This is a genomic window from Maricaulis sp. (assembly GCF_030149425.1).
Lineage (GTDB): Bacteria > Pseudomonadota > Alphaproteobacteria > Caulobacterales > Maricaulaceae > Maricaulis.
This window is the reverse complement of record NZ_JASBRQ010000054.1, coordinates 25,835-52,196: the sequence shown is the minus strand read 5'-3', so window position 1 is coordinate 52,196 and position 26,362 is coordinate 25,835. Positions and strand designations below refer to the sequence as shown.

The following is a 26,362-nucleotide window of genomic DNA, read 5'->3' as shown; positions in this document are numbered from 1 at the left end:
CCGGCGCAGATAGTCCGCCTACGCCAAGGCTTCGGCGCGACAGCCTTCGCTCGCATCAAATGTGGGAGGCTTGCCTAGCCGAAGCTCGCGCAGCGAGCGCCAAAAAAAAGCAATGCCCGCCTACGCCAAGGCTTCGGCGTGACAGCCTTCGCTCGCATTAAATGTGGGAGGCTTGCCTAGCCGAAGCTCGCGCAGCGAGCGCCAAAAATGATAAGGTCCGCCTACGCCGGGGCTTCGGCGCGACAGCCTTCGCTCGCATCAAATGTGGGAGGCTTGCCTAGCCGAAGCTCGCGCAGCGAGCGAAGGCTGGAGGCACCGCCCGGAATCGAACCGGGGTACACGGATTTGCAATCCGCTGCGTAGCCACTCCGCCACGGTGCCGAAAAATGCAAGACCGGTTCTATAGCCACCGGCCGGGCGATGGGCAATCGGGGCGGACAGATCGACCTGCAGTTTTTGATATTTGCAGACGATGTGTCGCGGGCGCAGTGAGGTGCTTGCCGCATCGCGGCGGCGCAGGATATATGGCTGCACATTCATCCCGCCGTCCGGCAAGGAGATTCCCGTGAGCGATTTCGCAGAAGCCCGCCAAGCCATGGTTGATAGCCAGATCCGTCCGTCCGACGTAACGGACCGACGTTTGCTCGCGGCTTTCGAGACCGTGCCGCGTGAGCTTTTCACGCCGCGCTCCAAGCATGCCTCGGCCTATGCCGATGCCGAGGTCTCTACCGGGGAGCAGCGCCGCATGATGCGTCCGCGCGATCTGGCCAAGCTGATCCATGCGGCTGACGTGCAGAGCGATGAGCTGGTGCTCGATATCGCGTGTGGCCGCGGTTACTCCACGGCGATCCTGGCCCGCATGGCGGAAACCGTGGTCGGCGTCGAGAATGATGAGGACGGGCTGTCCCGCGCCAGCGGCATTCTGGCAGAGTGCGATGCCGATAACGCGGTTGTGATCGACGCAGACCCGAAAAACGGTATGCCCGACCAGGGCCCGTACAACGTCATTTTCGTCAATGGCGCGGTCGAGGAAGTCCCGCAATCCTGGCTCGATCAGCTGGCGGAAGGGGGGCGTCTGGCCGTTGTTGTACGCGACGGTCCGGTCGGTAAAGCGACGATTTTTTCCCGTTCTGCCGCGGGAATCGGTGAACGCGTGGTGTTCGATGCCGCCGTCTCGCCCTTGCCAGGCTTCCAGCGCGAACAAAGCTTCTCGCTGTAATCTGCCGCAATGGGCTGCGACGGTTTTGCCTATGGAAAACCGTTTCATGGCCACGTAAGGCTCATTACGAAAAAATCAGAGTGAACAGTGTTCACTTTTAATGTCGCCATGCCTATATCCACGCCAGCCGGCTTTTGGATGGGGTGCGGCGGTATTTGTGCTAGAGAGTAAATTGTGGACAGGGGCCCAGCGCTCCACTCAGTGCGAGGAATGATCATGCTGCGTATGTCGAAATGGGCGATCGCCCTGGCCGGGGGTGTCTCGCTGTTCGCAGTGAGCGTGGAGGTTGAAGCGCAAACGCTCAGCGAGGCGCTGGCCCAGGCCTATAATTCCAATCCGACCCTGCAGGCTGAACGTGCCCGTTTGCGCGTTACCGACGAAGGACGTGTCCAGGCCCGCTCGGCGCGCCTGCCCTCAGTCTCGGCCGATGCCTCGATCTCGCGGAATAGCACCGAGAGCGAGAGCACCTTTGTGATCAATGGTCAGCCGGTCGCCTCCAATAGCGAAACCGACTCGACCCCGAAAAACTATTCGATCTCGGCCAGCCAGGCCCTGTTCCGCGGCGGTCGCACCTCCGGCGCGATTGACCAGGCCACGGCCCAGGTCATGGCCGGGCGTGAAACGCTGCGCATTGTCGAGCAGGGCGTTCTTGTCGATGCCGTCACCGCTTTCATGGATGTGCGCCGCGACAGCGAGGTGGTTTCCATCCGCCGCAATAATGTCGAGGTCCTGAACCAGCAGCTGCAGGCCGCCCGCGACCGGTTCGAGGTTGGCGAGATTACCCGCACCGATGTGGCCCAGGCCGAAGCCCGCCTGTCCGGCGCCCAGGCGCAGCTGTCTGCCGCCCAGTCCCAGCTCGCGGCCAGCCGCGCGGCCTATGAGCGCGTCACCGGCCAGCCGGCCGCCACGCTGCAACAGCCGCCGGCGCTGCCCGACCTGCCGCAGAGCCTCGCTTCGGCAGCCGAGCTTGCCTATGCCAACAGCCCGCAGCTTCTCGCTGCGCAATATGGTGAGGAAGCGGCCCGCTACGGCATCCAGGTCGCACGCGGCGCCATGCTGCCCGAAGTGTCGCTGTCCGCGACCGCCTCGGCCGCCCGTGATTCGCAGTTTTCCGGTGACAGCCGTGATTCGACCTCGGTGACGGCGCGGGTTTCCATGCCGATTTTCACCGGTGGGCTGAATCGCTCGCGCGTCCGCGCTGCCGTCGCCCAGGAAGATCAGGCCCGCTTCCAGGTCAATGAAGCCCGCCGCCAGGTCACCGAGGGCGTCACCAATGCCTGGAGTGGATATGTCGCCTCCCTGGCCGTGATCGAATCCTCCTCGCAGGCTGTGCGCGCCAATGAAATCGCCCTCGACGGTGTGCAGCAGGAGGCCTTTGTCGGCCTGCGCACGACGCTGGATGTGCTTAATGCAGAACAGGAATTGCTCGATGCGCGCCTGACCCTGGTGACCGCCGAGCGTGACAGCTATGTCGCCGGCTTCCGTCTGCTTCAGGCCATGGGGCTGTTGTCCGCCGATCTGCTGAATCTCAATGTCGAGACCTATGATCCTGCAGCTGGGGATAACTCCGCAGGGCTCTTCAATAACTTTGACTTAACGCCCTGGAATTAACCTTATTGGCGAATCAGAGGGGTGGACATGCCCGGTTCACCCCGGTTTATTCGCGTGTAGCGAGAAAAAAACCGCCAAAGGATCTGCTGTTATGGCTGAAGCCGCCGAAAACGAACCGTCAATGGAAGAAATCCTGTCCTCGATCCGCCGGATCATCAATGAGGACGAGGACGAAGCCCCTGCGGAGGAAGCGGAAGCTGCTGCTGAGGCTCCGGCCGAAGAAGAAACCAACAGCCAGGACGACATTGATTCGATGTTTGACGAGGCTCCGGTGGCTGAAGAAGAGCCGGCCGGTGATGATGTCCTCGAGCTGACTGACCTGGTTGATGAGCCCGATACCGGCACCGATCCGCTCGCCGTTGATGATGATCTGATGATTGTCGACCGCGAAGAGGAAGAGGCGGTTGCCGAAGCCGAGCCAATGGTCGATTTCGACGCCGTCGAGACCGAAGCGGCTGACGGCATCATGTCCGACACTGCTGCCACGGCAGCGATGGGCTCCTTCCACACCCTGGCGGATTCGATCCGGATTTCCGAAGAGGAAGGCCGCACGCTCGAGGGTGTTGTGCGCGCCATGCTGCGTCCGATGCTGAAGGAATGGCTCGATGCCAACCTGCCGGGCATTGTTGATGAAAAGGTACAGGCCGAGATCGATCGCGTAGCGCGTCGCCGCCGCTAATCCTTTCGTTGAAGACTCAAATCATTTAAGGGCATCGACGAGACAGTCGGTGCCCTTTACTTATGCGCGTATCATGATGGACAAGACCTTCAATCCTGCCGAAGCCGAAGCCCGTATCTATGCGGACTGGGAAGAATCCGGGGCCTTCAAGCCGAAGGATGACCCGAACGCCGATCCGTTCTGCATCGTCATTCCGCCGCCCAATGTGACGGGCCGCCTGCATATCGGCCACGCGCTCAACAATACGCTGCAGGATGTCCTCATCCGCTATAAGCGCATGCTCGGTGACAGCGTGCTCTGGCAGCCCGGGACCGACCATGCGGGCATTGCCACGCAGATGGTTGTCGAGCGGCAGCTGGCCGAGCGGCAGGAGCCGTCCCGCCGGGATATGGGCCGGGAGAAATTCCTCGAGCGTGTTTGGGACTGGAAAGCGGAAAGCGGCGGTCAGATCATGACCCAGCTGCGCCGTCTCGGCGCCTCCTGTGACTGGTCGCGTGAGCGTTTCACCATGGGTGAGAAAGACGCTGAGAACGATCAGATGCAGGCCGCCGTGATGAAGGTCTTCGTCGAGCTCTACAATCAGGGCCTGATGTATCGCGGTAAGCGGCTGGTGAACTGGGATCCCAAGTTCGAGACGGCGATTTCCGACCTCGAGGTCGAGAACATCGAAGTCGACGGCCATATGTGGCACTTCAAATACCCGCTCGCCGGCGGCAAGACTTATACCTATGTCGAGAAGGATGCGGACGGGAATGTCGTGCTGGAGGAAGAGCGCGACTACATCTCCATCGCCACCACACGCCCGGAAACCATGCTCGGCGATGGCGCCGTGGCCGTGCACCCCGATGATGAGCGCTATGCGCCGATCGTTGGCGAGTTGTGCGAAATCCCGGTCGGCCCGAAAGAGCATCGCCGCCTGATCCCGATCATCACCGATGAATACCCGGACCCGGAATTCGGTTCCGGTGCGGTGAAGATTACCGGGGCGCATGACTTCAATGATTACGAAGTCGCCAAGCGCAACAATATCCCGCTCTACCGCCTGATGGACACCCGGGCCGCCATGCGCGCCGACGGGGCGCCCTATGCGCAGTGTGCCGAGCAGGCGATGGCGCTGGCCAAGGGCGCGGACCTGCCGTCCGAGGCCGAGGTCGATGCTATCAACCTGGTGCCGGAAAATTATCGCGGTCTCGACCGCTTCGAGGCGCGCGAGAAGATCATCGCCGATATCACGGCTGAAGGTCTCGCCGTCATGGTGACGCCTGAGGCCAAGGACGTGGATGAGGACGCGCCGCAGCCGGTTCCCTATGTCGAGAACAAGAAAATCCAGCAGCCCTTCGGTGACCGCTCCCATGTCGTCATCGAGCCGATGCTGACGGACCAGTGGTTTGCCAATGCCGGCGAACTGGCCAAGGAAGCCATTGCGGCGGTTGAAGACGGGCGCACCACCTTCCATCCGAAGAACTGGGAAAAGACCTATTTCGAATGGATGCGCAATATCCAGCCCTGGTGCGTCTCGCGCCAGCTCTGGTGGGGCCACCAGATCCCGGCCTGGTATGACGAGGATGGAGGCGTTTATGTCGCTGAGTCCGAGGAAGCCGCCATCGCCCAAGCCGGTGGTAAAAAGCTAACGCGCGATCCCGACGTCCTAGACACCTGGTTCTCGTCCGCGCTGTGGCCGTTCTCGACCCTGGGCTGGCCGGAGAACACACAGGAGCTCGAGCGCTTTTATCCCAACGCGGTTCTGATCACCGCCTTCGACATCATCTTCTTCTGGGTCGCCCGCATGATGATGCAGGGCCTGCACTTCATGAAGGATGAGAACGGCAAGCCGCAAATTCCCTTCAAGGACGTCTATATCCACGCCCTCGTCCGTGACGAGAAGGGGCAGAAGATGTCCAAGTCGAAGGGCAATGTCATCGATCCGCTGGAACTCATCGACGAGTTCGGTGCGGATGCGGTGCGTTTCTCGCTCGCCTCGCAGGCCGGCCAGGGCCGCGATATCCGCATGTCCAAACAACGCGTTGAGGGCTATCGGAATTTCGGCACCAAGCTGTGGAACGCGGCGCGTTTCTGCGAAATGAATGAGTGCGCCGTGCCCGCCGGTTTTGATCCCAAGACCGTCAGCCAGACGGTCAATAAGTGGATCCTGTCTGAAGCCCAGGCCACCGTCGCGGCGGTTGAAAAGGGCCTCGCCGAATACCGCTTCAATGAAGCGGCTGCGGCGGCCTATCGCTTTACCTGGAACATCTTCTGCGACTGGCACCTGGAATTCGCCAAGCCGCTGCTGCAGGGCGATGACGAAGCGGCCAAGGCCGAGTGCCGGGCCACCACGGCCTATGTGCTCGATATCGCGCTGAAAATCCTGCATCCCTTCATGCCGTTCGTGACCGAGGCGCTGTGGGAGCAGACCGGCCAGCGTGACACGCATCTGATCGTCGCCGACTGGCCGCGCCTTGAAGGCCTTGATGATGCGGCTGCCCAGTCCGAGATGGATTGGCTGATCTCCGTCATCACCGATATCCGCCGCGTCCGCGCCGAGATGAATGTGCCGGCCGGTGCTCAGCTCAATGCCGTCGCGGTCGGGGCGTCGGGCGAGATCGCCGGCTGTATCGAACGCAATCGTCCGCTAATCCAGCGCATGGCGCGCCTGGCCGAGATCACCCTCGGCGACAGCGTCCCGCCGGCCTCGGCCCAGACGGTGATCGGCGAGACCACCTTCGCCCTGCCGCTGGAGGGCGTCATCGATTTCGGTGCTGAACGCGAGCGCATCGCCAAGGAGCTGAAAAAGCTCGATGGCGAGATCACGCGCCTGGAGAAGAAGCTCGGCAACGAGAAATTCGTCGCCAATGCACCGGAAGCCGTGGTCGCTGAACAGCGCGAAAAACTGGGTGATTACACCGCCCAGAAAGCCAAGATGGCGGAGGCCCTGTCCCGGTTGGAGCAGGCCTAGGCCATGGCCGGGGATCGCTTCGACACCCTCTGGGAAGACAAGCTCAAGCCCTGGCTGCAATCGGTCGAGGGTGATCGCAAGAAGGCGTTGCGGAACTTCTGGACCTATAGCTGTCTGGGTGCGGCGATGGCGATCGCCGCCCTGATCGTGCTGGGCGTGGTCAATGATGATCTGAGCGGCTTTGTCGTGGCCGCCGCGGTGCCGGGCGTGATCGTCTTCATTATCGGGCTGACAAGCCTTGAGGACGTGCGCAAGCGGGTCAAGGCCGAGCTTAATACCCAGATCGCCGAGGTCTGCGGCATGTCCTATTCCGCGAAGGTCTATGAGACGCCGCGCTTTGACGTGTTCAAGAGCCTCGGACTTTTGCCCGGGCATACGCGGCGCAAGTTCGAGGACCTGTTCTCCGGCACGGTGCGGGGCTGTGATTTCGAGCTCTACGAGGCGCATCTTGAACAACGCCGCCGTAGCGGCAAGCGGACCTATTATGTCACCGTCTTCCATGGCGCCCTGATCCGCGTCACCTTTCCGCGCCGGGTCGAGGGCGTCACCGTGATCACCCGCGACCAGGGCTGGTTCAACGGGCTCAGCGCGCTGGGCCGATCCTTTGGTTCGCAGAAACTGGAGCGCATCGGCCTTGTCGACCAGCGCTTCGAGCGGGCGTTCGAGGTCTATGGCTCTGACCAGGTGCTGGCGCGCTATATGGTGACGCCGGACTTCATGGAAAAACTCCTGGCGCTAGAAACCGCTCTCAAGGGCAAAAAAATCCGCGCCGCCTTTGACGAGAACTCGGGCCAGGGCGAGCTTTTGATCGCGGTCGAGACCGGCGATCTGTTCGAGGCCGGATCGATGTTCAAACCGCTGGCCGATCAGGGCCGGGTGATGTCCATCGTCAAGGAAATCCAGCTGGTGACCGAGATCATCCGTGTGCTGGTTGAGCGCGGTGAGACGCAGCTGCAGCCGTAATCCGGTCCGCCAGCGCGTCAAGCGTCGGATCGTCCAGCGCGTCTGTCTTCAGAACGGTTTCTACCCCATCCCGCTGGTGACGTTGCCGGGCCCGGTCATAGGCCGGATCGTAGTGCGCCTGAACCAGCTCGGCCGCGAGCGGTTCGAAGTCATCCGCGTCGGCGAGCTCGAGCCAGCGGGTGATCGTTTCGCCACCCTGGAAGCGTTTGAGACCTTCGATGGCATCACGCAGCTGTGCCGAATTCTCGGCCAGGTCCGGATAGGCCGTCAGCAGGTATCGCGCCCGGGCCTCAACCGGGGCGTCGATCACCAGCCGCGGTGCCGTCTGCATCGCGTCCCACAGCCCTTGCGGTACGCGCCTTCGGCCGACCAGGCGGCTCTCGGCCTCGACATAGACCGGGCGTTCAAGGTCCAGCGCGCGCATCTGCGTCCAGATCTGCGTGTCAAACGCCTTCTGGCTGGGCTGCCCGGCATCGCCGAACCCGCCGAAGATCGACCCGCGATGCCGGGCCAGGCCTTCCAGGTCGATGACCTGCTCGCCACGCTCGGCCAACAGGTGCAGGAGTTTGGTCTTGGCGGTTCCTGTCTGCCCGTCGATCAGGACGACCGGCCAGGGCGTATCGGCCTCAAGCCCGGCTGAGACCTGCTGGCGCCAGGTCCGATAGCCGCCCTTGACCAGCGTCACCCGCCAGCCCACCGCGCCCAATACCATGGCCATGGAGTTGGAGCGCATACCGCCGCGCCAGCAATAGACGAGCGGCTTGAAATCCTTCGGCCGGTCGGCGAGGGCGGTTTCGACATGATGGGCGATATTGCGCGCCGTCAGCGCCGCGCCCATGCGGCGGGCTTCAAAGGCGGAGACCTGTTTGTAATGCGTCCCGATCAGCGCCCGCTCTTCATCGTCGAGAACCGGGAGGTTGATGGCGCCGGGCAGGTGGTCTTCGGCAAATTCCGCAGGCGATCGCACATCGATAATGCAATCGAAGCGTTCCAATCCGGCCGCGGATAGGTCATCTGTGGTGGCGATGCTGTTCATCGGCAGGTCCCGTCTTATCTGAGGGATAAGACAAAACCGGAGAATTTGGGATGATGGATGACACTGCGCCGGTCCGGCTGAGCGCTCTGGCCCATGGCGGCGGCTGCGGCTGCAAGCTCGATCCGGCGGTGCTGAGCGATATTCTCGGCGGTGCGCCGGCCCTGCCGATGCCGCAGGAATTGCTGGTGGATGCGGCCACGCGCGATGACGCGGCGGTCTGGCGGATCAATGACGAAACCGCTCTGGTGGCCACGACGGACTTCTTCACCCCGATCGTCGACGATCCGGACGTGTTCGGCCGTATTGCTGCGACCAATGCCCTGTCGGATGTTTATGCCATGGGGGCGACGCCGATCTTCTGCCTCGCCCTGGTCGGCATGCCGGTCGGCAAACTGCCCCGCGAAACGGTGCGGGCGATCCTGGCCGGCGGTCGCGCCGTGGCCGAGGCGGCGGGCGCACCGGTCGCCGGCGGTCACTCCATCGATGCAGCAGAGCCGATCTACGGTCTCGTCGCGCTCGGCACCGTGCACCCGGACCGGCTCAAGACCAATGCCGGTGCCAAGCCGGGTGACACGCTGGTGTTGGGCAAGCCCCTGGGGATTGGCGTGTTCAGCGCGGCGCTGAAGCGCGGCGAGCTGAGCCCGGCGGCCTATCAGCAGATGGTCGCCTCGACAACACGGCTGAATACGCCCGGTGCCAAACTGGCGGGCCTTGAGGGCGTGCATGCGATGACCGATGTCACCGGTTTCGGTCTGCTCGGCCATCTCAGTGAGATGTGTGAGGGCGCTGGCGTGACCGGGCGCGTCGAGCGCGCCCGTGTGCCGGTGTTTGACGAGGCAAGGGCGCTGGCCGCAGCCGGTATGAAAACCGGGGCCTCCGGACGCAACTGGGCCGCGCTCGATGGCCGGATCGAAACGCCCGCGGACTGGTCCGGTATCGACGAGATCCTGTGGTGCGATCCGCAGACCTCGGGCGGTTTGCTGGTCAGTTGTGCCGAGGAAAGTGTCGACACGGTGCTTGAGACCTTCCGTGCCGAAGGACATGGCGACGCCGCGGTGATTGGTGAAATCACCGACGGCGCGCCGCGTGTCCAGGTGGTGTGACGGGTCAGCTTTCGCTGGCGTCGAGGAAGTCCGCTTTCAGCTCATAGACATCGCTGGCCAGATTGAACCGGGTCATGAAGTCTCCCATAGAGGCGAATGTCGCCGTGCGTATGGGACCGTCATGGTCGTCGAGCCGGATCCGGTCATCGACGGAGGGGCCAAACATGCGTTCCAGCAAGCTCGTCTGCACCCGGGCCGGCTCGAACCAGGCCGCGAGATTGGTCTTGAGGACATCACGGTCTGTCGTCTCCCAGGCCGCGGCTGCGACCATGTCGAGCATCAGCTCATTGCAGTTCTGGAAGCGTTCATCGAGCGGGTTGGCGATCAGCGAATAGGCGGGCTGGTGCAGCGCCCGTATATCGCCGCGGACAAACAGCATCAGCAGGCGGCGCTGCATTTCCGGTGAGGGGATGATGATGCCAACTTCGCCCACCACATCGCCCTGGGTGAAATTCAGCGGCCAGTCCTGGGCCAGATAGGATTGCTGCCGGTTGTCTTCGCCGTGATAGAGATTATGGACGGAATAGCCCCGCAGCATCTCACCGTTTTCGCCCGCGACTTCGGAATAGATCCAGAAGGCGCCATGGGTGTAGCGAATGCCGTCGGGCAGGTCCTCCCGGGCCCGGCCGGTGCGAAACACCATGGCGATGCGGGTGCCGCTGGCTGCCAGGTTGCGTTCGATCTGCTTGGCGAAATCGGCTGACAGTTCAATCGGGAAATGGCTGACCGGCCGCGCCTCGGACCCCGCCTGCGCATCTTCCGCACAGAGCGCAAACAGGGCGAGGGCGGCGAGGCTAGCGGTCCTCATCGCCGGAGACTTCGAAGGGAACGTCCGGGGGCGGCGCGAGAAGGGTTTCGTCGCTGATCTTGAGCGGTTCGGAACCGAAAGTCAGCTCCAGCATATCCTCCGCCAGATCCGCGCTTTCCTCGATGAAATAGGGATCGCCCGTTGCCAGGCTTGCGCCCGTGCCGGCAACCAGAACGGCCGCGCTGGGTGCCAGGACGACGGCACCGGAGGCGAGGGTCGCCGCGACCTCTACCGAGGCCGCCGCGCTGTCCCCGGAGGCCCGGGCCGCAGGCGGACCGGCCTCATTGGCCATGGCCGCCGGAGCGAGGACGAGGGCAGCGCTCGTGCCAATCGCAAGTGAGAGTGAGTGCAGACGCTTCATGTCGATCTCCGTGTCACATTGAAAATTCTGTGCGCGGATATGAAGCCTGGCGGTGAATACTATTCAGACAAGCGGGAAAATCCGCCTGCCTGAGGCAGGCGGGTCAAGGCGGCCCTATTCCGCTGCCGCGGGCGCGTCATAGGTCGGCGGATAGGCGGTATCCTCCGCCAGTGAGAAGGGCGCGTCGATCTCGAAAATCTGTTCGTCCTCGGCCAGATCGAATGCCAGCATGAAATCGGCAATGGAGGCGAAGGTCGCGGTGCGAATCTCGCCGTAATGATCGTCAAAGCGCAAACGCTGGTCGATCAGCGGGCCGACCCAGCGCTGGAAGAAGTTCAGATTGACCCGCGAGGCGCTGAAATAAGCGTCGAGATTGACCTTGATCTGCTCCCGGCTCGCCGTCTGCCAGATCGCTGAGGAGACGACGTCGAGCATGAACTCATTGCAGTTCTGGTAGCGCCCGTCTGCCGGGTTGGAGAGCAGGGAATAGTCCGGCTGGTGCAGTGCTTCGAAATAGGGCGATGCAATCACATCGATGATGCGCTGCTGCATTTCCGCATTCGGGATGATCACCCCGACCTGGCCGACGATGTCGCCGCGGGTGAAATCGAGTGGCCAGTCTTGATACAGGTTCGAGACCGTGACCGGGTCGAGCTCGTGATAGAGATTGTAGACGGCATAGCCGTATTGCGTGCCGCCGCCCTGGGTCGGGATCGGGGTGTAAACCCAGAACGCGCCGTGGGTATAGCGGATGCCTTCAGGCAGCTCCGAGCGGTCGCGGCCGGTGCGGAAGACCATGGCGACATAGGCGCCGCGCTGGGCCAGTTCTTCCTCGATCTGTTTCGAGAAATCGGCCATCTCCACCAGGGTGAAGCGATCCACCGGCCGGCCATTACTCCCGCCGGCATCGGCTTGCGGCGCGAAGACAAGCGCCGCCGCTGCGGCCAGACACACCCACACAAGACGCATGATTAGTTTTCCCGGTCCGGTCCGCTGGCATTGTCGACAATGACGGTCTCGCCGATCGGAAGAGGCGCATTCTGGGTCTGGCTCTCTTCATTTTGCTGACGCTCGCGCATCATGCGCTGCGTCTCGCGGGCATAGGTGCGGGCGCGTTCGCGGTCAGAATCATCGCGGGCGTAATCGACGCCGCGAGACTGGATTTGCTGGTCGACCGGTTGGGTCTGATTGGCGTCCTGGGCCAATACCGGGCCGGCATAAAAGGCCAGGGTGCAGGCCGAGATAAGGATGATGCGCATAGGCGTCTCACGTCCTTTTAGTTTCACGTTAAAAGGACATTAACACACCTGCCGGGTGAACCCAGCCTGAATTTTGCGTCTATGGGGCGAGACTAGAGCGCGAACGTCCCGACGATCGGAATGTGATCCGACGCCTTGGTCTTGCCGCGGGTCTTGGTGTGGATCTCGATCGCCTCCAGCGCGTCGGCCGCTTGCGGCGAGCACAAAAGATGGTCGATGCGGATGCCATAGCCCTTCTGCCAGGCCCCGCCCTGATAGTCGAAGAATGTGTATTGGTGCCCGCGATTGTCGAGCTGCTCGAAGGCTTCGGTCAGGCCGAGCCATTTCAGCTTCTTGAAGGCCGCGCGGGTTTGCGGCAGGGCGAGCGCGTCGCTGGCCCAGATTGCCGGGTCCCAGCAGTCGCTGTCGCGCGGAATGCAGTTATAGTCTCCGGCCAGGATCAGCGGCTCTTCCAGCTCAAGCAGGCCCGTGGCGTGATCATGAAGACGCTGCATCCAGGCCAGCTTGTAATCGTATTTGGGGCCCGGGGCCGGATTGCCATTGGGCAGATAGATCGAGGCCACCCGGACCGGACCGCTCTCGGCGGCGATCACGGCCTCCAGATAACGGGCCTGTTCATCCTCCTGATCGCCCGGCAGCCGGGCCTGGCATTCCTCGATCGGATAGCGTGAGAGGATCGCAACGCCATTGTAGGATTTCTGGCCATGGGTCTCGATATTATAGCCGAGATCCTCGATCTCCATGCGCGGGAAGCCTTCATCCACCGTCTTGATCTCCTGCAGGCAGGCGACGTCCGGCTTGGCCTCGCTGAGCCATTCTAGAACGTTGGGCAGGCGGGCCTTGATGGAATTGACGTTCCAGGAGGCAACGGTCAGGGTCATGATGCTGATCTCGGCTGAGGACGGGATTCGATGCGCCGCAGGATAGGGTGTTTTAGCGGCTGCGAAAGTGGACAATGCCGCCAGGCGCGGCGCAAGGAGCAGGCCGATGGCGCAACACGGCTCCACACAAATCGGCTGGTTCTGGGTCACCCTGGCCAGCGTTACGGTGCTGGCTTTTGCCGGGCTGGCCAGCGGTCTTTGGGCCCCGGCGGTGATGATGTTCGATGCGCCCGGCGTGGCCGACCTGCCGCAGGTCTGGTTCTTTGCCATTTATTCTGCGTGCGGGCCTTTGGCTGCGATTGCGGGCCTCGCCGCCGGCTGGTGGCGCATCCTGCGCGGCGAGCGCAGCCGCGGGGTGAAATGGATGATCCTGCTGCCCCTGATCTGGCTCGTGGGATTGCTCGGCCTGATTGGCGTCCTCAGCACATTCTGCGCCGATGACTGGTCTTGCGGCATATAGCTGCGCGCATCCGTTTCGCGGCGAGCAGGCATCCAAGGGTTATTCGCAACTGACACACCGGAGGGATGAATGACCCGTTTTCCAGCCTTGTTGAGTGCGGTTCTGATGCTTCTGGCGGGCCTTGCCCCGGCGGCTCAGACGCAAGCCCGGTTTCACTATGCCGGAGCGCTTGAGTTCAATCCGGACGCGGGAACGCTGAGTGCGGACTGGCACATCGATGTTCTGGAGGCGGACCTGGAGGCGCTCACCTTCCTGCTCAATCGCAATCTCGGACCTGTCGAGATTGATGGTCCCGATGTTGTGGAGGTCCGGCGGGCCGAAGTTGAGGGCTTTAACGGGACGCTGGCCAGCTACACCATCATTCTCCGGCCGGCGGGCGATGGCAGGGCACGACGCCTGGCTGTGCGCTATTCCGGCGAGCTTTTGCCCGAGCCGTTACCCTACCGTATCAACACGCTGGATGCGCAGAAGATAGAGCTCACGGTCGATAGTTTCTGGATGCCGTTCGATCAGCGCTTCAACAGTCTGGTCACAGCCGATTTTGATATCCGGATCGATGGAGCCTGGAGCGGTGTGGCTATGCAGTCGCTGCAGCGGACGGCGGACGGTTTCCGGCTGGTGCAGGACCGCCCGGCTCTCGATATCGCCTTCACCCTGATGTCGCGTTTTCGGCTGCAGCAGACCGAGGCGTATCGGATCTATGATCTGCGTGAGGGCGAGCAGGATCTGACTGCGCTCATTGACGCGCTGGATTTCTGTACCGGCTATCTCAATAACCTGGCCGGTCCGGCCGGCCCGCTGCCCAGCGCCGGCATCACGGTGACCGGGCGGGACGGTGGCGGATATTCCCGTGCGACCCTCATTGCCCTGACCGATATCTCCGACACCTCACCGGAGCGGCTGACCCAGTTTATCTGCCATGAGCTGGCGCACTACTGGAGCCGGGGCAATCCGATGACCGTGGAGAACTGGCTCAATGAAGGCTTCGCCGATCATATCGCCAACATGGCTCTGCGCGCCGCCCATGGTGAGGCGGCCTATGAGGCGCGGCTGGGCGAGTATCGCGAGCGGCTGGCCAATAGCGATGACGCTCTGCCACCGATCTGGCGGCCCGGCCAGACCGAGCGCCCGCCCTATCTCGTGGCTTATCGCAAGGCACCGGTTCTGTTGGCGGAACTGGAAGACGCGGTGGGCCGAGACGCCTTCGCCCGCTTCATCGCTCGCATGATGCGCGAAGAGACGGCGACGACACCGGCCATGCTTGACGCATTGCAAGCCGAGGCCGGAGTGGAGGCGCGGACGCGGTTCGAGGCCAGGCTGGGCGAGCCGGGCTAGAAGCCGTCAAACGCGGCGAAGTCCTCGACCGGTACGCGCGATGAGCGCAGCGTGTTGACCGCTGCGTCCTTGTCGGCATAGCCCAGCGCCATACCGCAATAGACGCGCTCATTCTCGCCGATGCCGAGCGTTTCACCGACGGTCTTGCACCGCGTCATCCAGGCTTCCTGGGCGCAGGTGGCCAGACCCTTGTCTTCGGCCGCCAGCATCAGCGCCATCATGAACATGCCCAGATGCGCCCACTGGTTTGCATTCATGCGCTCGTCGAGGGTGAAGAACAGGCCGACCGGGGCATCGAAGAACTCGAAATTCTTCAACATCCAGCCCAGCCGCTCGGCCTTGGCTTCGCGCGGGATGCCCAAGGTCTGATACATCTCCTCGCCGAGCTCGAAACGGCGTGAGCGATACGGTTCCCAGAGTTTGGGCGGATAGGCGCCGAACTCGTTTTCGTCCTCGAACGGATTGGCCTCGATCTTGGCCCGGACCGCGTTGATCACGCGCTGACGGGGCTCGCCGGCGACCACATAGACTTTCCAGGGCTGGAGATTGCCGCCAGAAGCGGCCCAGCGGGCCGTGTCGAGCAGGTCGCGGATATCGGCCTCGCTCACCGCAGTGTCGAGGAAGGCGCGCGTCGAGATGCGGGCGCGAATAAGGCGCTCAAAATCGGATGTATCGGTCATGTCGGTGCAAATAACTCGGTCAGGCTAAAGGTCGACGATTTTCTGGAAGCCGCCGAAAATCAGGCGCTTGCCATCGAAGGGTGGGGTGAAGCTGGGGTCGGTCATGCGCGGGTCCTCGCGCATGGCCAGCATGCCCTTGTCGCGGGTTTCCTTGTCCGGCCAGACGACATAGCCGGTGGCGATGGCTTCGCCGTCCTTGCGCTGCACGGCCATGGAAAAGGAGGTCAGCTCACCCTCCGGCACATCGTCTTCCCAGGCATCGACGCACATCAGCGCACCGACATCCTTGAAGATCTGCGCGCTGGCCTCGCCCAAGGCGATGTAGGCGGCCTTGTTCTCGATAGGTACCGCGGCGATGTAGACATCGACGTATTGCATCCTGCTCCTCCCGAATTTCGGGCGAGCCTAGAATGATTTCAATGCGATGGCGAGTATTGCGTCAGACCGAAAAACTGGTCCCGCAGCCACAGGCAGCGGTCGCATTCGGATTGGTGATCTTGAAAGCCGCGCCGATCAGCTCGTCGACATAATCGATTTCAGACCCGTCCAGGAAGGGCAGGGAGGCTTCGTCGATCACGACCTTGGCGCCGTCACGCTCGATGACCAGGTCATCGGACGCGACCTCCTTGTCAAGATCAAACGTGTAGGAAAAACCGGAGCATCCACCGCCGACGACGCCGATACGCAAAAGGTTGGCATCATTCTGGGCGGCAATAATCGTATTGATCTGCTTGGCTGCAGAGGCGGAGAGGGAGACCTGAACCGTCATCTTGTTTCCGTTGGCATTTCCGTTACGGGCTTTGTCCTTTATATGGACCCTCCATCCCGTTTTAGAAAGACCTGACCCTGATGAGAATTGCGGCAACCGACCGCTCGCGCGCGCCTTATGCCTGTCATCCCTCGCATTCGCGGGGGCGCCTGTACGCACAGCCCGACAGTGCCATGCGCAACGCGTTCCAGCGCGACCGTGACCGGATCATCCATTCCGCGGCTTTCAGGCGCCTGAAAGAAAAGACCCAGGTTTTCGTCGCCCATGAGGGCGATCAGTATCGCACGCGACTGACGCATTCGCTGGAAGTGGCCCAGATCGCCCGCACCCTGGCCCGTGCCCTGAACGCAGATGAAGACCTCGCCGAGGCGCTGGCCCTGGCGCACGATCTCGGGCATCCGCCCTTCGGGCATGAGGGCGAACGCGTTCTGGCGGAGCGGATGCAGGCCTTTGGCGGGTTTGATCACAATGCTCAGACCTTGCGGGTGGTGACCAAGCTGGAGGTGCAATACCCGGAGTTTGAAGGTCTCAATCTGACCTGGGAAACCCTCGAGGGCGTGGTCAAGCATAACGGGCCGCTGATCGGTCCGGGCCGCGCACCGGAAGACCTGCCCTGGGCCTTCACGGATTATGGCGACTGGCAGAATCTCGAGCTCGACACCCATGCCGGGCTGGAGGCGCAGATTGCGGCACTGTCCGATGATATCGCCTACAATAATCACGATATTGATGACGGGATCCGCTCCGGCCTGCTCGAGCTTGGGCCGCTGCGCGAAATCCCGCTCATCGGGGGTATTTTCGACCGCATCGAGGCGCGCTGGCCCGATCTGGCCGAGACGGTGAAAATCCATGAGGCGGTGCGGGAGCTGATCGGGTTGATGGTCGGCGATGTCCTGGAAGAGACCCGCCGGCGCCTGGCTGAGCACAAGCCGGGCTCCTATGAGGAGCTGCGCAAGCTCGGCCAGCCGGTTGTCGCCTTCTCCGAGGACATGCTGGAAACCCTGGCGGTTCTGCGCCGCCATCTCTTTGCCCACATGTACACGCACTACAAGGTCAACCGGATGATGAGCCAGGCTGGCCGCGTCATGCGTGACCTGTTCGACCTGTATCTCAACGACCCTGGTGTCCTGCCCACGGACATCCAGCTGAAGATGCAGGATCTGGACGAAAAGGCGCGGGCGCGGGTGATCTGCGATTACATCGCCGGCATGACGGACCGGTATGCGGTCGAGGAACATCGGCGACTGTTTACCGTGCAGGGATATTTTTAGGCTGCGGCGGACGTGAGCGATCTAGCATGCAAGTGCTATCTTACTGGCAGCCCGGACGATTCGGGATCTAGAGGCAGGCAAAGCGAGTTATGACGGATCAGGATGAGGACTCCCGCATTGGCGCCTATGCGCCGCCAGCGGATGAATTCCAGACCTTTGACGCCCGCGAGGAGGAAAGCCGCCGCGGCACTCTTCTATTGACCACGGCGGTGTTCGTCATCTTGCTGTTCGCTGCTGTCGTCTACAAAGCCTTCGAACAGGGCACGCGCGAGCGCGAGAGTGCGCCGCGGATCGTCGCTGATGTCGAGCCCTATCGCGAACGGCCGGCAGATCCCGGCGGCGAGCAGACGCCTGACACCGATCTCGATGTCTATAACCGCTTGAGCGGCGACTCCGACGAGCCCGAGAATGTCCAGACGCGGCCGACGCCGGAAGAACCGCTGGAAGAAACCCGTCCTGCGCTGCGGGTTGAAACGGTGACAGCCGATGCAACGCAGGCGCCGGCCGAGGTCGCAGCCGAACCGGCTCCTGATGTCACGCCGCGGCAGGCGCCCGAACGCCCGGCGCCGCAACCGCAAACCCAAACGCCGCCGCAGACCGAGCCGGCGCCGCAGCGTCAGCCTGATCCCGAACCGGTTGTTGAAACACAAGTGGCAGAGCCCGCTCCGGCGCAATCGCGTGCCGATGGTGTCAGCGCGACGGGCGGCTGGGTTGTCCAGATCGCATCCTTCCGCGCCGAAGCCGAAGCTGAAGCCGCCTGGCTCGCCTTCCAGGGGCGTTTCTCCGATATCGCTTCAGGGCTTGGCCCGGATGTCCAGGCGGCCGAGATTGAAGGCCGGGGCACGTATTACCGGCTGCGGATTGCCGCCTTTACCTCGCGTGATGCAGCGACAAGCTTCTGCTCGACCCTGCAATCGCGCGGGCAAGACTGCCTGGTTCGCAGCCGATGAGCGCGCGCTCGGTCATTTATGGCTTTGCCGGGCTCGAACTGAGCCCGGATGAGCGGGCCTTTTTTCGTGATGCCGATCCGTGGGGCTTTATCGTCTTCGCCCGCAATATCGACACGCCGAAACAGCTCGCCCGCCTGACCATGTCGCTGCGCGATTGCGTGGGCCGCGATGCGCCGGTGCTGATCGACCAGGAGGGCGGCCGGGTGCGCCGCTTGCGCCCGCCGCATTGGCGCGAAATGCTGCCGGCCCAGCCCTATGGCGATCTCTATCTGCGCGAACCGGAGGCCGCGATTGAGGCGGTCCGGCTCAATCATCACCTGATGGCGCAGGAAATGCGGGCTGTCGGTGTCGATGTCGACTGCGTGCCGTGTCTCGATCTGCGCGTGCCGGGGGCGGATGCCATTATCGGCGACCGGGCATTGGGCGAAACCCCGCAGCCGATCATCGATCTTGGCCGCGCGGCCATGGAGGGCGTGATCGCCGGCGGTGTGGCCCCGATCATCAAACATATCCCCGGTCACGGCCGCGCCTCGGTCGATAGCCATCTCGAACTCCCGGTCGTCGATGCCGAAGCCGACTTGCTGCGCGAAACCGACTTCGCGCCGTTCCAGGGATTGAATGATGCCCCGATGGCGATGACGGCGCATATTATCTACAGCGCGATTGATGCGGGTCAGCCGGCGACCACCTCGCCGGACATGGTGCAGGGCATTATTCGTGACGAGATCGGCTTTGACGGTCTTTTGATGACGGATGATCTGTCGATGAAGGCACTGTCGGGAAGTTTCCGGGATCGCGGCGAGGCGTCCTTGCGGGCCGGCTGCGATATGCTGCTGCACTGCAATGGCGACATGTCCGAGATGCAGGCGGTCGCGGAATCGGCAGTGACCCTCGAGGGGCAGGCGCTGGAACGCGCGGATACGGCCCTGGATGCCCGTGGAAAAGCCCAGCCCATTGACGCCAGTGAAACCGAATCGCGTCTCAATAGTCTTCTTGATCTGATCGAGGTTTGATTTGGCAGAGAGCGACCTGTTCGAGGAAGTCGTCCGGTTTGAAGCCGCCGAAAGCGCGGAGACGGAAGCGCTCGTGGTCGATCTGGACGGTTTTGAAGGTCCGCTCCACCTGCTCCTGGCGCTGGCGCGCAAGAAAAAGATCGACCTGGCCCGGATCTCCATCCTTGAACTGGCCGAGCAGTATCTCGAATTCATGGCCGCAGCCCGGCGCAAGCGTCTCGATCTTGCTGCCGATTATCTGGTCATGGCCGCCTGGCTCGCCTTCCTGAAGTCCAAACTCCTCCTGCCCAAGCCGCCCAAGGGTGATGACGAGGCGCCGGCGGAGGAAATGGCGGCGGCCCTGGCCTTCCGTCTGCGCCGGCTCGACGCCATGCGGGCGGCCGGAGAGGCGCTTTATGCCCGGCCCCTGGCTGAACGCGACGTCTTCATGCGTGGCGCACCGGAAGGCGTGCGCTCGACCCGATCCGTCATCTATGAAGCGGACTTGCATGATCTGCTCGCCGCCTATGCCAAGCGCCGCTCGGCCCGGATCCTGGCGACCTACCGGCCGCCGACGCCGAAAGTCTACGGGCTTGAAGCCGCACGCAGCCGGCTCGTGCGGATGATGCCCGATGTCTCCGATTGGCAGGAATTGGAAAGCCTGCTCCCGGCGGGCGGTGAACTCGGCGCTGACCCGCCGCCCTTGCGCTCAGTGCGCGCGAGCTCCATGCTTGCGGCCCTGGAGATTACCAAGGAAGGTCAGGCGCAATTGCGACAGCGTGAGACCTACGCGCCGCTCTATGTGAAAGCGGCGGAGCGCAACGAGACCCCGAATGCGTGACGACGAAAGCGGCGAGGGCGGTTCCGGCGAGGACAAGCCGGACAGCGACCCGATTTCCGATGCCATTGCGGCGCTGCGCGAGCAGGCGTCACGCCAGGGGCCTGCCTCTGCGCTGGAGGATGAGGAAGCGGCCAAGGCGCTGGGGGTTCGCCTCGCCGTCGATACCGAGAAGCAATATCTGCGCGTGCTCGAAGCGCTCTTGTTCGCCGCCTCCGAACCGCTCGATGAAGAAACGCTGATCGGCCGTCTACCGCTTGAAGCCAATATTCCTTTGCTGTTGAAGACGCTGGAAGCGGATTATGCCGAGCGCGGTGTCCGCCTGGTTGAAGTCGGCGGGCGCTGGCGCTTCGAGACCGCGCCGGATCTTGCCGGTGCTCTGGAAGAGGTTCGCCAGGAGCCGCGCAAACTGTCCCAGGCCGCGCTTGAGACCCTTTCGATCATTGCCTACCATCAGCCGGTAACCCGCGCCGAAATCGAGGAAATCCGCGGCGTCGCGGTCTCCAAGGGCACGCTCGATCTGCTGTTTGAATTGCGCTGGGTGCGCCCGCGCGGCCGCCGGCGCTCGCCGGGGCGGCCGGTGACGTATGGCACCACGCCGCAATTTCTCGAATATTTCGGCCTGCCCTCTGTCGGAGACCTTCCCGGCCAGAGCGATCTCAAGGCAGCCGGGCTCCTCGATGCGCGTATCCCGGCGGATTTTCAGATCCCCGATCCGTCCCGCACAGAGGAACTGACCTTGCAGGAAGACCCCATGGATGAGGAAGAGGCACACGCCTTCCACATCGATTTCATGGAAAGCGATGATGACAATGGCGGCGAAACCTCCTGAGGCAGGGGTTGGACGCGAGCGTGTGTCTGCATTAGACCTAAACGGTAATTGGTGAGACGGAGGGGCAGATGGCTCCAGGTATGTGGCAAATCCTGATTGTGGTTCTTCTGGCTGCAGTCTTGTTCGGCGGTCGCGGCAAGATTGCTGCCGTGATGGGGGATTTCGCCAAGGGCATCACCAGCTTCCGCAAGGGCTTGCGCGAAGACGACGAGACCGATGGCCAGGACGGTGAAGAACAGGCCGGCGCCATCGATAACAAGTCCCGCGAAGACGAAAAGACCGGGAGCTAAGCGATGAGCCCCGGCATCGGCATGCCGGAAATGCTGGTGGTGCTGGTCCTGGCCCTGGTTGTGGTTGGACCCCAGCAGCTGCCGGTATTGATGCGGCGCGTTGGCCGTATGGTCGGCCAGGCCCGGGCCATGGCCCGTGAGTTCCAGCACAGTTTCGAGGAAATCGGCCGTGAGACCGAGCTGTCGGAGCTGCGCAAGGAAATCGAGGCCCTGAAAAAGGCCAATCCGATCGAGGAAATTCGCGGTGAGCTGGATCAGGTCGCGCTGGAAGCCCAGGACGAGAAAATCCGTCAGTTGAAAATGTCCAAGGCCGATCCGTTCGAACAAAAACTGATGGCCCGCAAGGCGCAGGGCGGTCAGAAGCCGGCCGCTGTCACGCCGGCCCCTGCTACGCCCGCCGAGGATGGCGATCAATCCAAATGAGTACGGTTGAAGAAGACGAGGTCGAGGCCAGCCGGGCGCCGCTGATGGAGCATCTGATCGAGCTGCGCCAGCGCCTGATACTGATTATCGGCTTTTTGCTGGTCGCCTTTATCGGCGCCTTCATCGTTTCCAACACGCTCTATGAATGGCTGTTATTGCCCTATCGCGATGCTGCTGCGGCGACGCGCGGCGTGCCGGTTGAAGAGCTGGAACTCACGGCGAACTTCTTCGCCCCCCTTGAGTTCTTCTTCGTCCGTTTGAAGCTGGCCCTGGTTGCCGCGATCATTGTCATCTTCCCGGTCATCGCCTGGCAGATCTACGGCTTTGTCGCGCCCGGACTCTACAATAATGAGCGCGGCGCCTTCCTGCCCTTCATGATCCTGTCGCCGGGATTGTTCGGGCTGGGTGTGGCCTTTGTCTATTTCATCGTCCTGCCAATGGTGATGCGGTTTTCGCTGGGCCAGGAACAGGTCGGCAGCGGTACAGGCCTGTCGATCGAGCTTTTGCTCAACGTGTCGGATTACATGAATCTGATCACCACGCTGATGCTCGTCTTCGGGATCTCCTTCCAGATGCCGATCCTGATGATGTTGTTGGCCAAGGCCGGGCTAGTTCGCTCGCAAACCATGCTCAAGGGCTGGCGCTTTGCGGTCGTTGGCATCGCCCTTTTCGCAGCCTTTGCCACGCCGCCCGATCCGGTCAGCCAGATCCTGCTCGGTGGCGCACTCTTGCTGCTCTACTTCCTCTCCATCGGCGCCATGAAATTGATGGAGCGCGATGAGGTGGACGAGGGGGCGGAGTAACGCTGGCCTGACTGGCGGTCTTGGCTTGCAGGCCTGGCGAGCGGGCGGGCTTGTCTCGGTCTGGGGACCTGTTTTCCCGCTTTGCACAGCGCTGGATGGCTAGCCTTGATCCTGATTTGCGCTAGAAGCGATGCAAACAGTTTGGAAGGCCTGCCATGATCCCCGACAATCCGCGCATTCTCCTGACCAATGATGATGGTATCCGCGCCCGCGGTCTGGTCTCGCTGGAGCGTATCGCGCGGGAGCTCTCCGATGATATCTGGATCGTCGCGCCGCACGAGGAACAGTCCGGGGCCGGGCGTTCCCTGACCCTGCATGACCCGCTGCGCATCCGGCAGTGGGATGAGCGGCGCTATTCGGTTACAGGCACCCCGACCGATTGTGTGCTCCTGGGCGTCCAGGACATTATCCCCGGCAAACGCCCCGACCTGGTCCTGTCCGGGGTCAATCGCGGCCAGAACATCGCCGAGGATGTGACCTTTTCCGGTACCGTGGCCGGCGCCATGCAGGGCATGCAGCTGGGCATTCCCTCGGTGGCGCTGAGCCAGGCTTACGGTTTCAAGAAGGGCGACCCGATCGAGTGGGAAACCGCCGAACAATATGGTGCGCCCATCCTGCGCCGGCTGTTTGATCTGAAATGGCCGGACGATGTTCTCATCAACATCAACTTCCCCGATCGCAAGCCGGATGATGTGCATGAGGTCGAGGTCACGCGGCAGGGCCGCCGGGATCAGGACATTCTGCATGCCGAGCAGCGCACCGATCCGCGCGGCGTGGATTATTACTGGTTCGGCTTCAAGGGGCTGTTGTCTAACCCGCCGGAGGGCGTCGATCTCAAGGCGATCTATGACGGCAAGATTTCCGTCACGCCGCTGCATATGGACCTCACCCATGGCGAGACTCTGGGCAGTTTGAAGCGCATGCTGGGCGGCGTCCCGCCGAAGCACTAGGAAGCCAAGCTGATGACTATGCCCGATCCGCGCATGATCCAGCTGGTGATGTCGCTGCGCGGCGGCGGGGTGACCGACAAGGCTGTGCTCGGCGCCATCGAGCGCACGCCCCGGGACCTGTTTGTGCCGCAGCGTTTTGATGACCAGGCCTATGATGACCGGCCGCTGCCGATCGATTGCGGCCAGACCATTTCCCAGCCGCTTATTGTCGCCCTGATGACCCAGGCGCTGGAGCTCGGGGATCGCGACAAGGTGCTCGAGATCGGCACTGGTTCAGGCTATCAGGCGGCGATCCTGTCACGCCTCGCCCGGCGGGTTTACTCGGTTGAGCGCTATCGCACCTTGTCCAAGGAAGCCGAACAGCGCTTCGCCGCACTCGGTCTGACCAATGTCGTCACGCGTATCGGGGACGGGTCCAAGGGCTGGCCCGAGCAGGCCCCCTTCGACCGCATCATCCTGACCGCATCTGCACCGGAGCGGCCCGACACGATCCTTGAACAACTCAAGCTGGGCGGTATCGCGATCGCTCCGGTCGACCGGCCCGGGCGGCAGGTTCTCGTGCGCTATATGCGAGACGATGATGGCATCCACGAGCAGGACTTGATGGATGTCCGCTTCGTGCCGCTGGTGAAAGGCGAAGCCAAGGCGCTGTAACCGCTCACACAGGGCGGCAGACGAACCAGTCCTGCGTCAAGGCGTGGATCGGGGCGCGATGGGCGATAATCTCCCAGCCCGCCGCGTTGATGATCTCGGTCAGGTATTCCTTGCGGTAGGCGGCGATCAGCAGGGGGCGGTCAGGCACTACGTCTACAAAATCGTTCTCCAACTCGGGATCGATGAAGGCTGTGAAAATGGCGCGGCCATCCTCGGCGCTGTGATACCGGCACCCTTTGAGGGCCTGGTAGCTATCGTCCGGGTCGAGATGGGTGACGACGGAGAACATGGTCAGAATATCGAAATCGCGTTGCGTTGGCCCAAAGCCGTTTTCGCACGACATCGGCTCGCCATTGGGCCGGTACATTTCATTGCGATAATTCGCCAGCTGGAACTCGAACTTCGGATTGTCATGCAGCTCGTGTTTCAGGGTTTCGATGACCTGCGGCGCGACGTCAATGCCGAGATAGAAAGCCTGCGGGGCATCCCGCTGGATCAGCGCCTGGACGATTTTCACCCCGCAGCCGAAGTCGAGGATGCGGGCCCCGGTGCAAGAGCGCTCATGCTCGATCAGGTCAAGGATTTGCAGGCCACTCTCGACCGAGCGCGCCTCGTTTGCCGCGAAAGCGCCGCGCCGGGCGAGCGCCGGGAGCGGAAATCTGACCTCAAACGGTTTGCCGACATGGTCGCGCCAATAGGCCGATCGGGACATGCGCGGTCTCCCAACTACAGGTTACAGGATTAAATTTGCAGGTTGGCGATGCAATGGAAAAAGTTCGAGCCCGGGGGGCGGGCATGGATAACCGCCGGTTAAGCCTTCTCTGGCTTGATGGCCAGGAATTTGTGTTTGATCTGTCCGAAAGGTGTGTTCCGGTCGATGCGTTTGTCCGTCCTCATCGGTGTGTTTGCGGTGGTGTCTACCGTGCTCGCGGGCTGTGCCTCGACGCCGCGTGAGCCTGCACGCGTGGACTATCGATCGGTGGAGAACACCAGCCGCTCGGGCATCGCACGGCCGATTAATCGCGATTGCCGCAACGGCTATACAGTCCGTTCCGGCGATACGCTGTCAGAGGTGGCCGAGCGGTGCGGGGTGCCCCTGCGCGAGCTCGCCAGTGCCAACGGTCTCAACGCGCCCTACACGCTGCGCGTCGGTCAATCGCTGTCCATGCCCCGCCCGCCGGTGCATGTCGTCCAGCGGGGTGAAAATCTTTATCGCATCGGGCTGCGCTACAATATTCCGTTCCAGACGCTGGCCTCGCACAACGGTATCCGCGCGCCCTATGCCATTGAAGTCGGTCAGCAGATCCAATTGCCCCGCGGAACCCAGGTGGCCAGCACCTCGACCCGTTCGACATCAGGCCCGTCGCGTCCGCGCGCCACGAGCCGGCGTGATGCCCGGGTGGAAAGAAGTGAGCCGGCGGCCAACGCCCCGCGCTTCGACTGGCCTGTTCGCGGCCGGGTGATTTCCGGTTTCGGCCGTACCGAGAGCGGCGGTCGCAATGACGGCATCAATATCGAGGTCAGCGCCGGGACCGAGGTCCGGGCTTCTGCGGCCGGACAGGTCGTCTATGCCGGCTCGGAACTGGCCGGCTATGGGCAGCTTATCCTGCTGCGCCACTCGAATGGCTACGTCACCGCCTATGCCCATAATCGCCGCCTTCTGGTGCGCGAGGGCGACCAGGTCGAACGCGGCCAAGTGGTTGCCGAAGCCGGCTCTTCCGGCACGGTGGATTCGCCGCAAGTGCATTTTGAAATCCGCCGCGGCGTCAATCCGGAAGACCCGATGCGGCATTTGCGCTGATTTCTCACACGCTTTCTACCGCTTGGGCTTGTTGCAAGCTGTCCTCACACCGATATAGTCCCGCGCAACCTTTTCCCGCCGGCGCCTGCCGGCATGCATGCGGAGCTTAGATCGCCCATGAATCCCGAAATCATGAACATGATCGTCATGTTCGGCCTGATGATCGCCGTCTTCTATTTCCTGATCATCCGTCCGCAACAAAAGCGCCAGAAAGAGCATACCTCGATGCTCGAAGCGCTGATGAAGGGCGATGAAGTCGTCACCCAGGGCGGTCTGATCGGCAAGGTCGCGAAAGTCGCCGACGCCGAGGTCACGCTCGATCTCGGCGATGGCGTCAAGGTGAAGGTCGTCAAGCAGACCGTCATCGATGTGCGCGGCCGTACCGAGCCCAAGCCGGCCAACGACGCCGAAAACTAAGTCTCCAAACCTCCAGGTCTTCCG

At 62.6% G+C, this 26,362-nt stretch carries 30 protein-coding genes and 1 tRNA gene; 20 read left to right on the top strand and 11 right to left on the bottom strand.

Annotated elements, in window-relative coordinates:
• Nucleotides 1-307: 307 nt before the first annotated feature.
• Nucleotides 308-381 (bottom strand) — tRNA-Cys (locus Q1V57_RS09665).
• 184 nt (nt 382-565) lie between these two features.
• Here Q1V57_RS09665 and Q1V57_RS09660 point away from each other — a divergent pair.
• From Q1V57_RS09660 to Q1V57_RS09640, 5 genes are all read left to right on the top strand, one after another.
• On the top strand, nt 566-1,219 hold the full coding sequence (locus Q1V57_RS09660) for a protein-L-isoaspartate O-methyltransferase (RefSeq protein ID WP_300530048.1): 654 nt from the start codon (nt 566-568) through the stop codon (nt 1,217-1,219).
• A 216-nt stretch (nt 1,220-1,435) separates the two neighbouring features.
• A complete protein-coding gene (locus Q1V57_RS09655) occupies nt 1,436-2,830 on the top strand; it encodes a TolC family outer membrane protein (RefSeq protein WP_300530046.1) in 1,395 nt (464 codons plus the stop codon).
• A gap of 91 nt (nt 2,831-2,921) precedes the next feature.
• A complete protein-coding gene (locus Q1V57_RS09650; RefSeq protein WP_300530045.1) occupies nt 2,922-3,509 on the top strand; it encodes a DUF2497 domain-containing protein in 588 nt (195 codons plus the stop codon).
• A gap of 73 nt (nt 3,510-3,582) precedes the next feature.
• Complete coding sequence (locus Q1V57_RS09645) at nt 3,583-6,462, top strand: valine--tRNA ligase (protein WP_366145124.1); 2,880 nt, start codon at nt 3,583-3,585, stop codon at nt 6,460-6,462.
• 3 nt (nt 6,463-6,465) lie between these two features.
• Entirely contained in the window at nt 6,466-7,425 is a 960-nt protein-coding gene (locus Q1V57_RS09640; protein WP_300530041.1) for a DUF3137 domain-containing protein, read from the top strand.
• Here Q1V57_RS09640 and mnmH read toward each other — a convergent pair.
• On the bottom strand, nt 7,379-8,461 hold the full coding sequence (gene mnmH, locus Q1V57_RS09635) for a tRNA 2-selenouridine(34) synthase MnmH (RefSeq protein ID WP_300530040.1): 1,083 nt from the start codon (nt 8,459-8,461) through the stop codon (nt 7,379-7,381). The genes Q1V57_RS09640 and mnmH overlap by 47 nt on opposite strands.
• Nucleotides 8,462-8,511: 50 nt before the next feature.
• Here mnmH and selD point away from each other — a divergent pair, with 50 nt between their 5' ends.
• The gene (gene selD, locus Q1V57_RS09630) at nt 8,512-9,564 is read left to right on the top strand and encodes a selenide, water dikinase SelD (RefSeq protein WP_300530038.1); all 1,053 of its coding nucleotides are present in this window, start codon (nt 8,512-8,514) and stop codon (nt 9,562-9,564) included.
• Between the two features lie 4 nt (nt 9,565-9,568).
• Here the strand turns inward: selD and Q1V57_RS09625 are convergent, their stop codons facing one another.
• The 5 genes from Q1V57_RS09625 to Q1V57_RS09605 form a co-directional block, all read right to left on the bottom strand.
• A complete protein-coding gene (locus Q1V57_RS09625) occupies nt 9,569-10,372 on the bottom strand; it encodes a DUF2145 domain-containing protein (RefSeq protein ID WP_300530036.1) in 804 nt (267 codons plus the stop codon).
• Entirely contained in the window at nt 10,359-10,733 is a 375-nt protein-coding gene (locus Q1V57_RS09620; RefSeq protein ID WP_300530034.1) for a hypothetical protein, read from the bottom strand. Before Q1V57_RS09620 ends, Q1V57_RS09625 begins: the two co-directional genes overlap by 14 nt.
• Before the next feature lie 114 nt (nt 10,734-10,847).
• The gene (locus Q1V57_RS09615) at nt 10,848-11,702 is read right to left on the bottom strand and encodes a DUF2145 domain-containing protein (RefSeq protein WP_300530032.1); all 855 of its coding nucleotides are present in this window, start codon (nt 11,700-11,702) and stop codon (nt 10,848-10,850) included.
• Nucleotides 11,703-11,704: 2 nt separating this feature from the next.
• Entirely contained in the window at nt 11,705-11,992 is a 288-nt protein-coding gene (locus tag Q1V57_RS09610; RefSeq protein ID WP_300530030.1) for a hypothetical protein, read from the bottom strand.
• A gap of 92 nt (nt 11,993-12,084) precedes the next feature.
• Nucleotides 12,085-12,873 carry an exodeoxyribonuclease III gene (locus Q1V57_RS09605; protein WP_300530028.1) on the bottom strand — a complete coding sequence of 263 codons (789 nt, stop codon included), beginning with the start codon at nt 12,871-12,873 and terminating at the stop codon, nt 12,085-12,087.
• Between the two features lie 106 nt (nt 12,874-12,979).
• On the opposite strand from Q1V57_RS09605, the gene Q1V57_RS09600 reads away from it, so the two are divergent.
• Entirely contained in the window at nt 12,980-13,333 is a 354-nt protein-coding gene (locus Q1V57_RS09600) for a hypothetical protein (RefSeq protein WP_300530026.1), read from the top strand.
• Between the two features lie 69 nt (nt 13,334-13,402).
• Nucleotides 13,403-14,668, top strand: a complete 1,266-nt coding sequence (locus Q1V57_RS09595; protein ID WP_300530024.1) for a M1 family aminopeptidase — start codon at nt 13,403-13,405, stop codon at nt 14,666-14,668.
• Here Q1V57_RS09595 and Q1V57_RS09590 read toward each other — a convergent pair.
• From Q1V57_RS09590 to erpA, 3 genes are all read right to left on the bottom strand, one after another.
• Nucleotides 14,665-15,348 carry a nitroreductase gene (locus Q1V57_RS09590; RefSeq protein ID WP_300530022.1) on the bottom strand — a complete coding sequence of 228 codons (684 nt, stop codon included), beginning with the start codon at nt 15,346-15,348 and terminating at the stop codon, nt 14,665-14,667. The genes Q1V57_RS09595 and Q1V57_RS09590 overlap by 4 nt on opposite strands.
• Before the next feature lie 24 nt (nt 15,349-15,372).
• Complete coding sequence (locus tag Q1V57_RS09585) at nt 15,373-15,726, bottom strand: DUF1428 domain-containing protein (protein ID WP_300530020.1); 354 nt, start codon at nt 15,724-15,726, stop codon at nt 15,373-15,375.
• A 61-nt stretch (nt 15,727-15,787) separates the two neighbouring features.
• Nucleotides 15,788-16,117, bottom strand: a complete 330-nt coding sequence (erpA, locus tag Q1V57_RS09580; RefSeq protein ID WP_300530018.1) for an iron-sulfur cluster insertion protein ErpA — start codon at nt 16,115-16,117, stop codon at nt 15,788-15,790.
• Nucleotides 16,118-16,197: 80 nt separating this feature from the next.
• Between erpA and Q1V57_RS09575 the strand changes: the two genes are divergently transcribed.
• The 10 genes from Q1V57_RS09575 (at nt 16,198) to Q1V57_RS09530 (ending at nt 24,120) form a co-directional block, all read left to right on the top strand.
• Nucleotides 16,198-17,388 carry a deoxyguanosinetriphosphate triphosphohydrolase gene (locus tag Q1V57_RS09575; protein ID WP_300530017.1) on the top strand — a complete coding sequence of 397 codons (1,191 nt, stop codon included), beginning with the start codon at nt 16,198-16,200 and terminating at the stop codon, nt 17,386-17,388.
• A gap of 89 nt (nt 17,389-17,477) precedes the next feature.
• Nucleotides 17,478-18,338, top strand: a complete 861-nt coding sequence (locus Q1V57_RS09570; RefSeq protein ID WP_300530015.1) for an SPOR domain-containing protein — start codon at nt 17,478-17,480, stop codon at nt 18,336-18,338.
• Complete coding sequence (gene nagZ, locus Q1V57_RS09565) at nt 18,335-19,351, top strand: beta-N-acetylhexosaminidase (protein WP_300530013.1); 1,017 nt, start codon at nt 18,335-18,337, stop codon at nt 19,349-19,351. Before Q1V57_RS09570 ends, nagZ begins: the two co-directional genes overlap by 4 nt.
• A 1-nt stretch (nt 19,352) precedes the next feature.
• Nucleotides 19,353-20,171 (top strand): ScpA family protein, encoded by an 819-nt coding sequence (locus Q1V57_RS09560; RefSeq protein WP_300530011.1) that lies wholly within the window; start codon nt 19,353-19,355, stop codon nt 20,169-20,171.
• Nucleotides 20,164-21,000 (top strand): SMC-Scp complex subunit ScpB, encoded by an 837-nt coding sequence (gene scpB / locus Q1V57_RS09555; protein WP_300530009.1) that lies wholly within the window; start codon nt 20,164-20,166, stop codon nt 20,998-21,000. Before Q1V57_RS09560 ends, scpB begins: the two co-directional genes overlap by 8 nt.
• A gap of 68 nt (nt 21,001-21,068) precedes the next feature.
• A complete protein-coding gene (locus tag Q1V57_RS09550) occupies nt 21,069-21,290 on the top strand; it encodes a twin-arginine translocase TatA/TatE family subunit (RefSeq protein ID WP_300530008.1) in 222 nt (73 codons plus the stop codon).
• A 3-nt stretch (nt 21,291-21,293) separates the two neighbouring features.
• Nucleotides 21,294-21,713 (top strand): Sec-independent protein translocase protein TatB, encoded by a 420-nt coding sequence (gene tatB / locus Q1V57_RS09545; RefSeq protein ID WP_300530006.1) that lies wholly within the window; start codon nt 21,294-21,296, stop codon nt 21,711-21,713.
• Nucleotides 21,710-22,516, top strand: a complete 807-nt coding sequence (gene tatC / locus Q1V57_RS09540; RefSeq protein WP_300530004.1) for a twin-arginine translocase subunit TatC — start codon at nt 21,710-21,712, stop codon at nt 22,514-22,516. Before tatB ends, tatC begins: the two co-directional genes overlap by 4 nt.
• 155 nt (nt 22,517-22,671) lie before the next feature.
• Entirely contained in the window at nt 22,672-23,466 is a 795-nt protein-coding gene (surE, locus tag Q1V57_RS09535) for a 5'/3'-nucleotidase SurE (RefSeq protein WP_300530002.1), read from the top strand.
• Between the two features lie 12 nt (nt 23,467-23,478).
• Nucleotides 23,479-24,120, top strand: a complete 642-nt coding sequence (locus Q1V57_RS09530) for a protein-L-isoaspartate(D-aspartate) O-methyltransferase (RefSeq protein ID WP_300530000.1) — start codon at nt 23,479-23,481, stop codon at nt 24,118-24,120.
• 4 nt (nt 24,121-24,124) lie between these two features.
• On the opposite strand, the gene Q1V57_RS09525 is transcribed toward Q1V57_RS09530, so the two are convergent.
• A complete protein-coding gene (locus Q1V57_RS09525; protein WP_300529998.1) occupies nt 24,125-24,832 on the bottom strand; it encodes a methyltransferase in 708 nt (235 codons plus the stop codon).
• A gap of 165 nt (nt 24,833-24,997) precedes the next feature.
• On the opposite strand from Q1V57_RS09525, the gene Q1V57_RS09520 reads away from it, so the two are divergent.
• Nucleotides 24,998-25,921 (top strand): M23 family metallopeptidase, encoded by a 924-nt coding sequence (locus Q1V57_RS09520; RefSeq protein ID WP_300529996.1) that lies wholly within the window; start codon nt 24,998-25,000, stop codon nt 25,919-25,921.
• A gap of 117 nt (nt 25,922-26,038) precedes the next feature.
• Nucleotides 26,039-26,338, top strand: coding sequence for a preprotein translocase subunit YajC (yajC, locus tag Q1V57_RS09515; RefSeq protein WP_300529994.1), 300 nt, complete (start codon nt 26,039-26,041; stop codon nt 26,336-26,338).
• Nucleotides 26,339-26,362 lie beyond the last annotated feature (24 nt).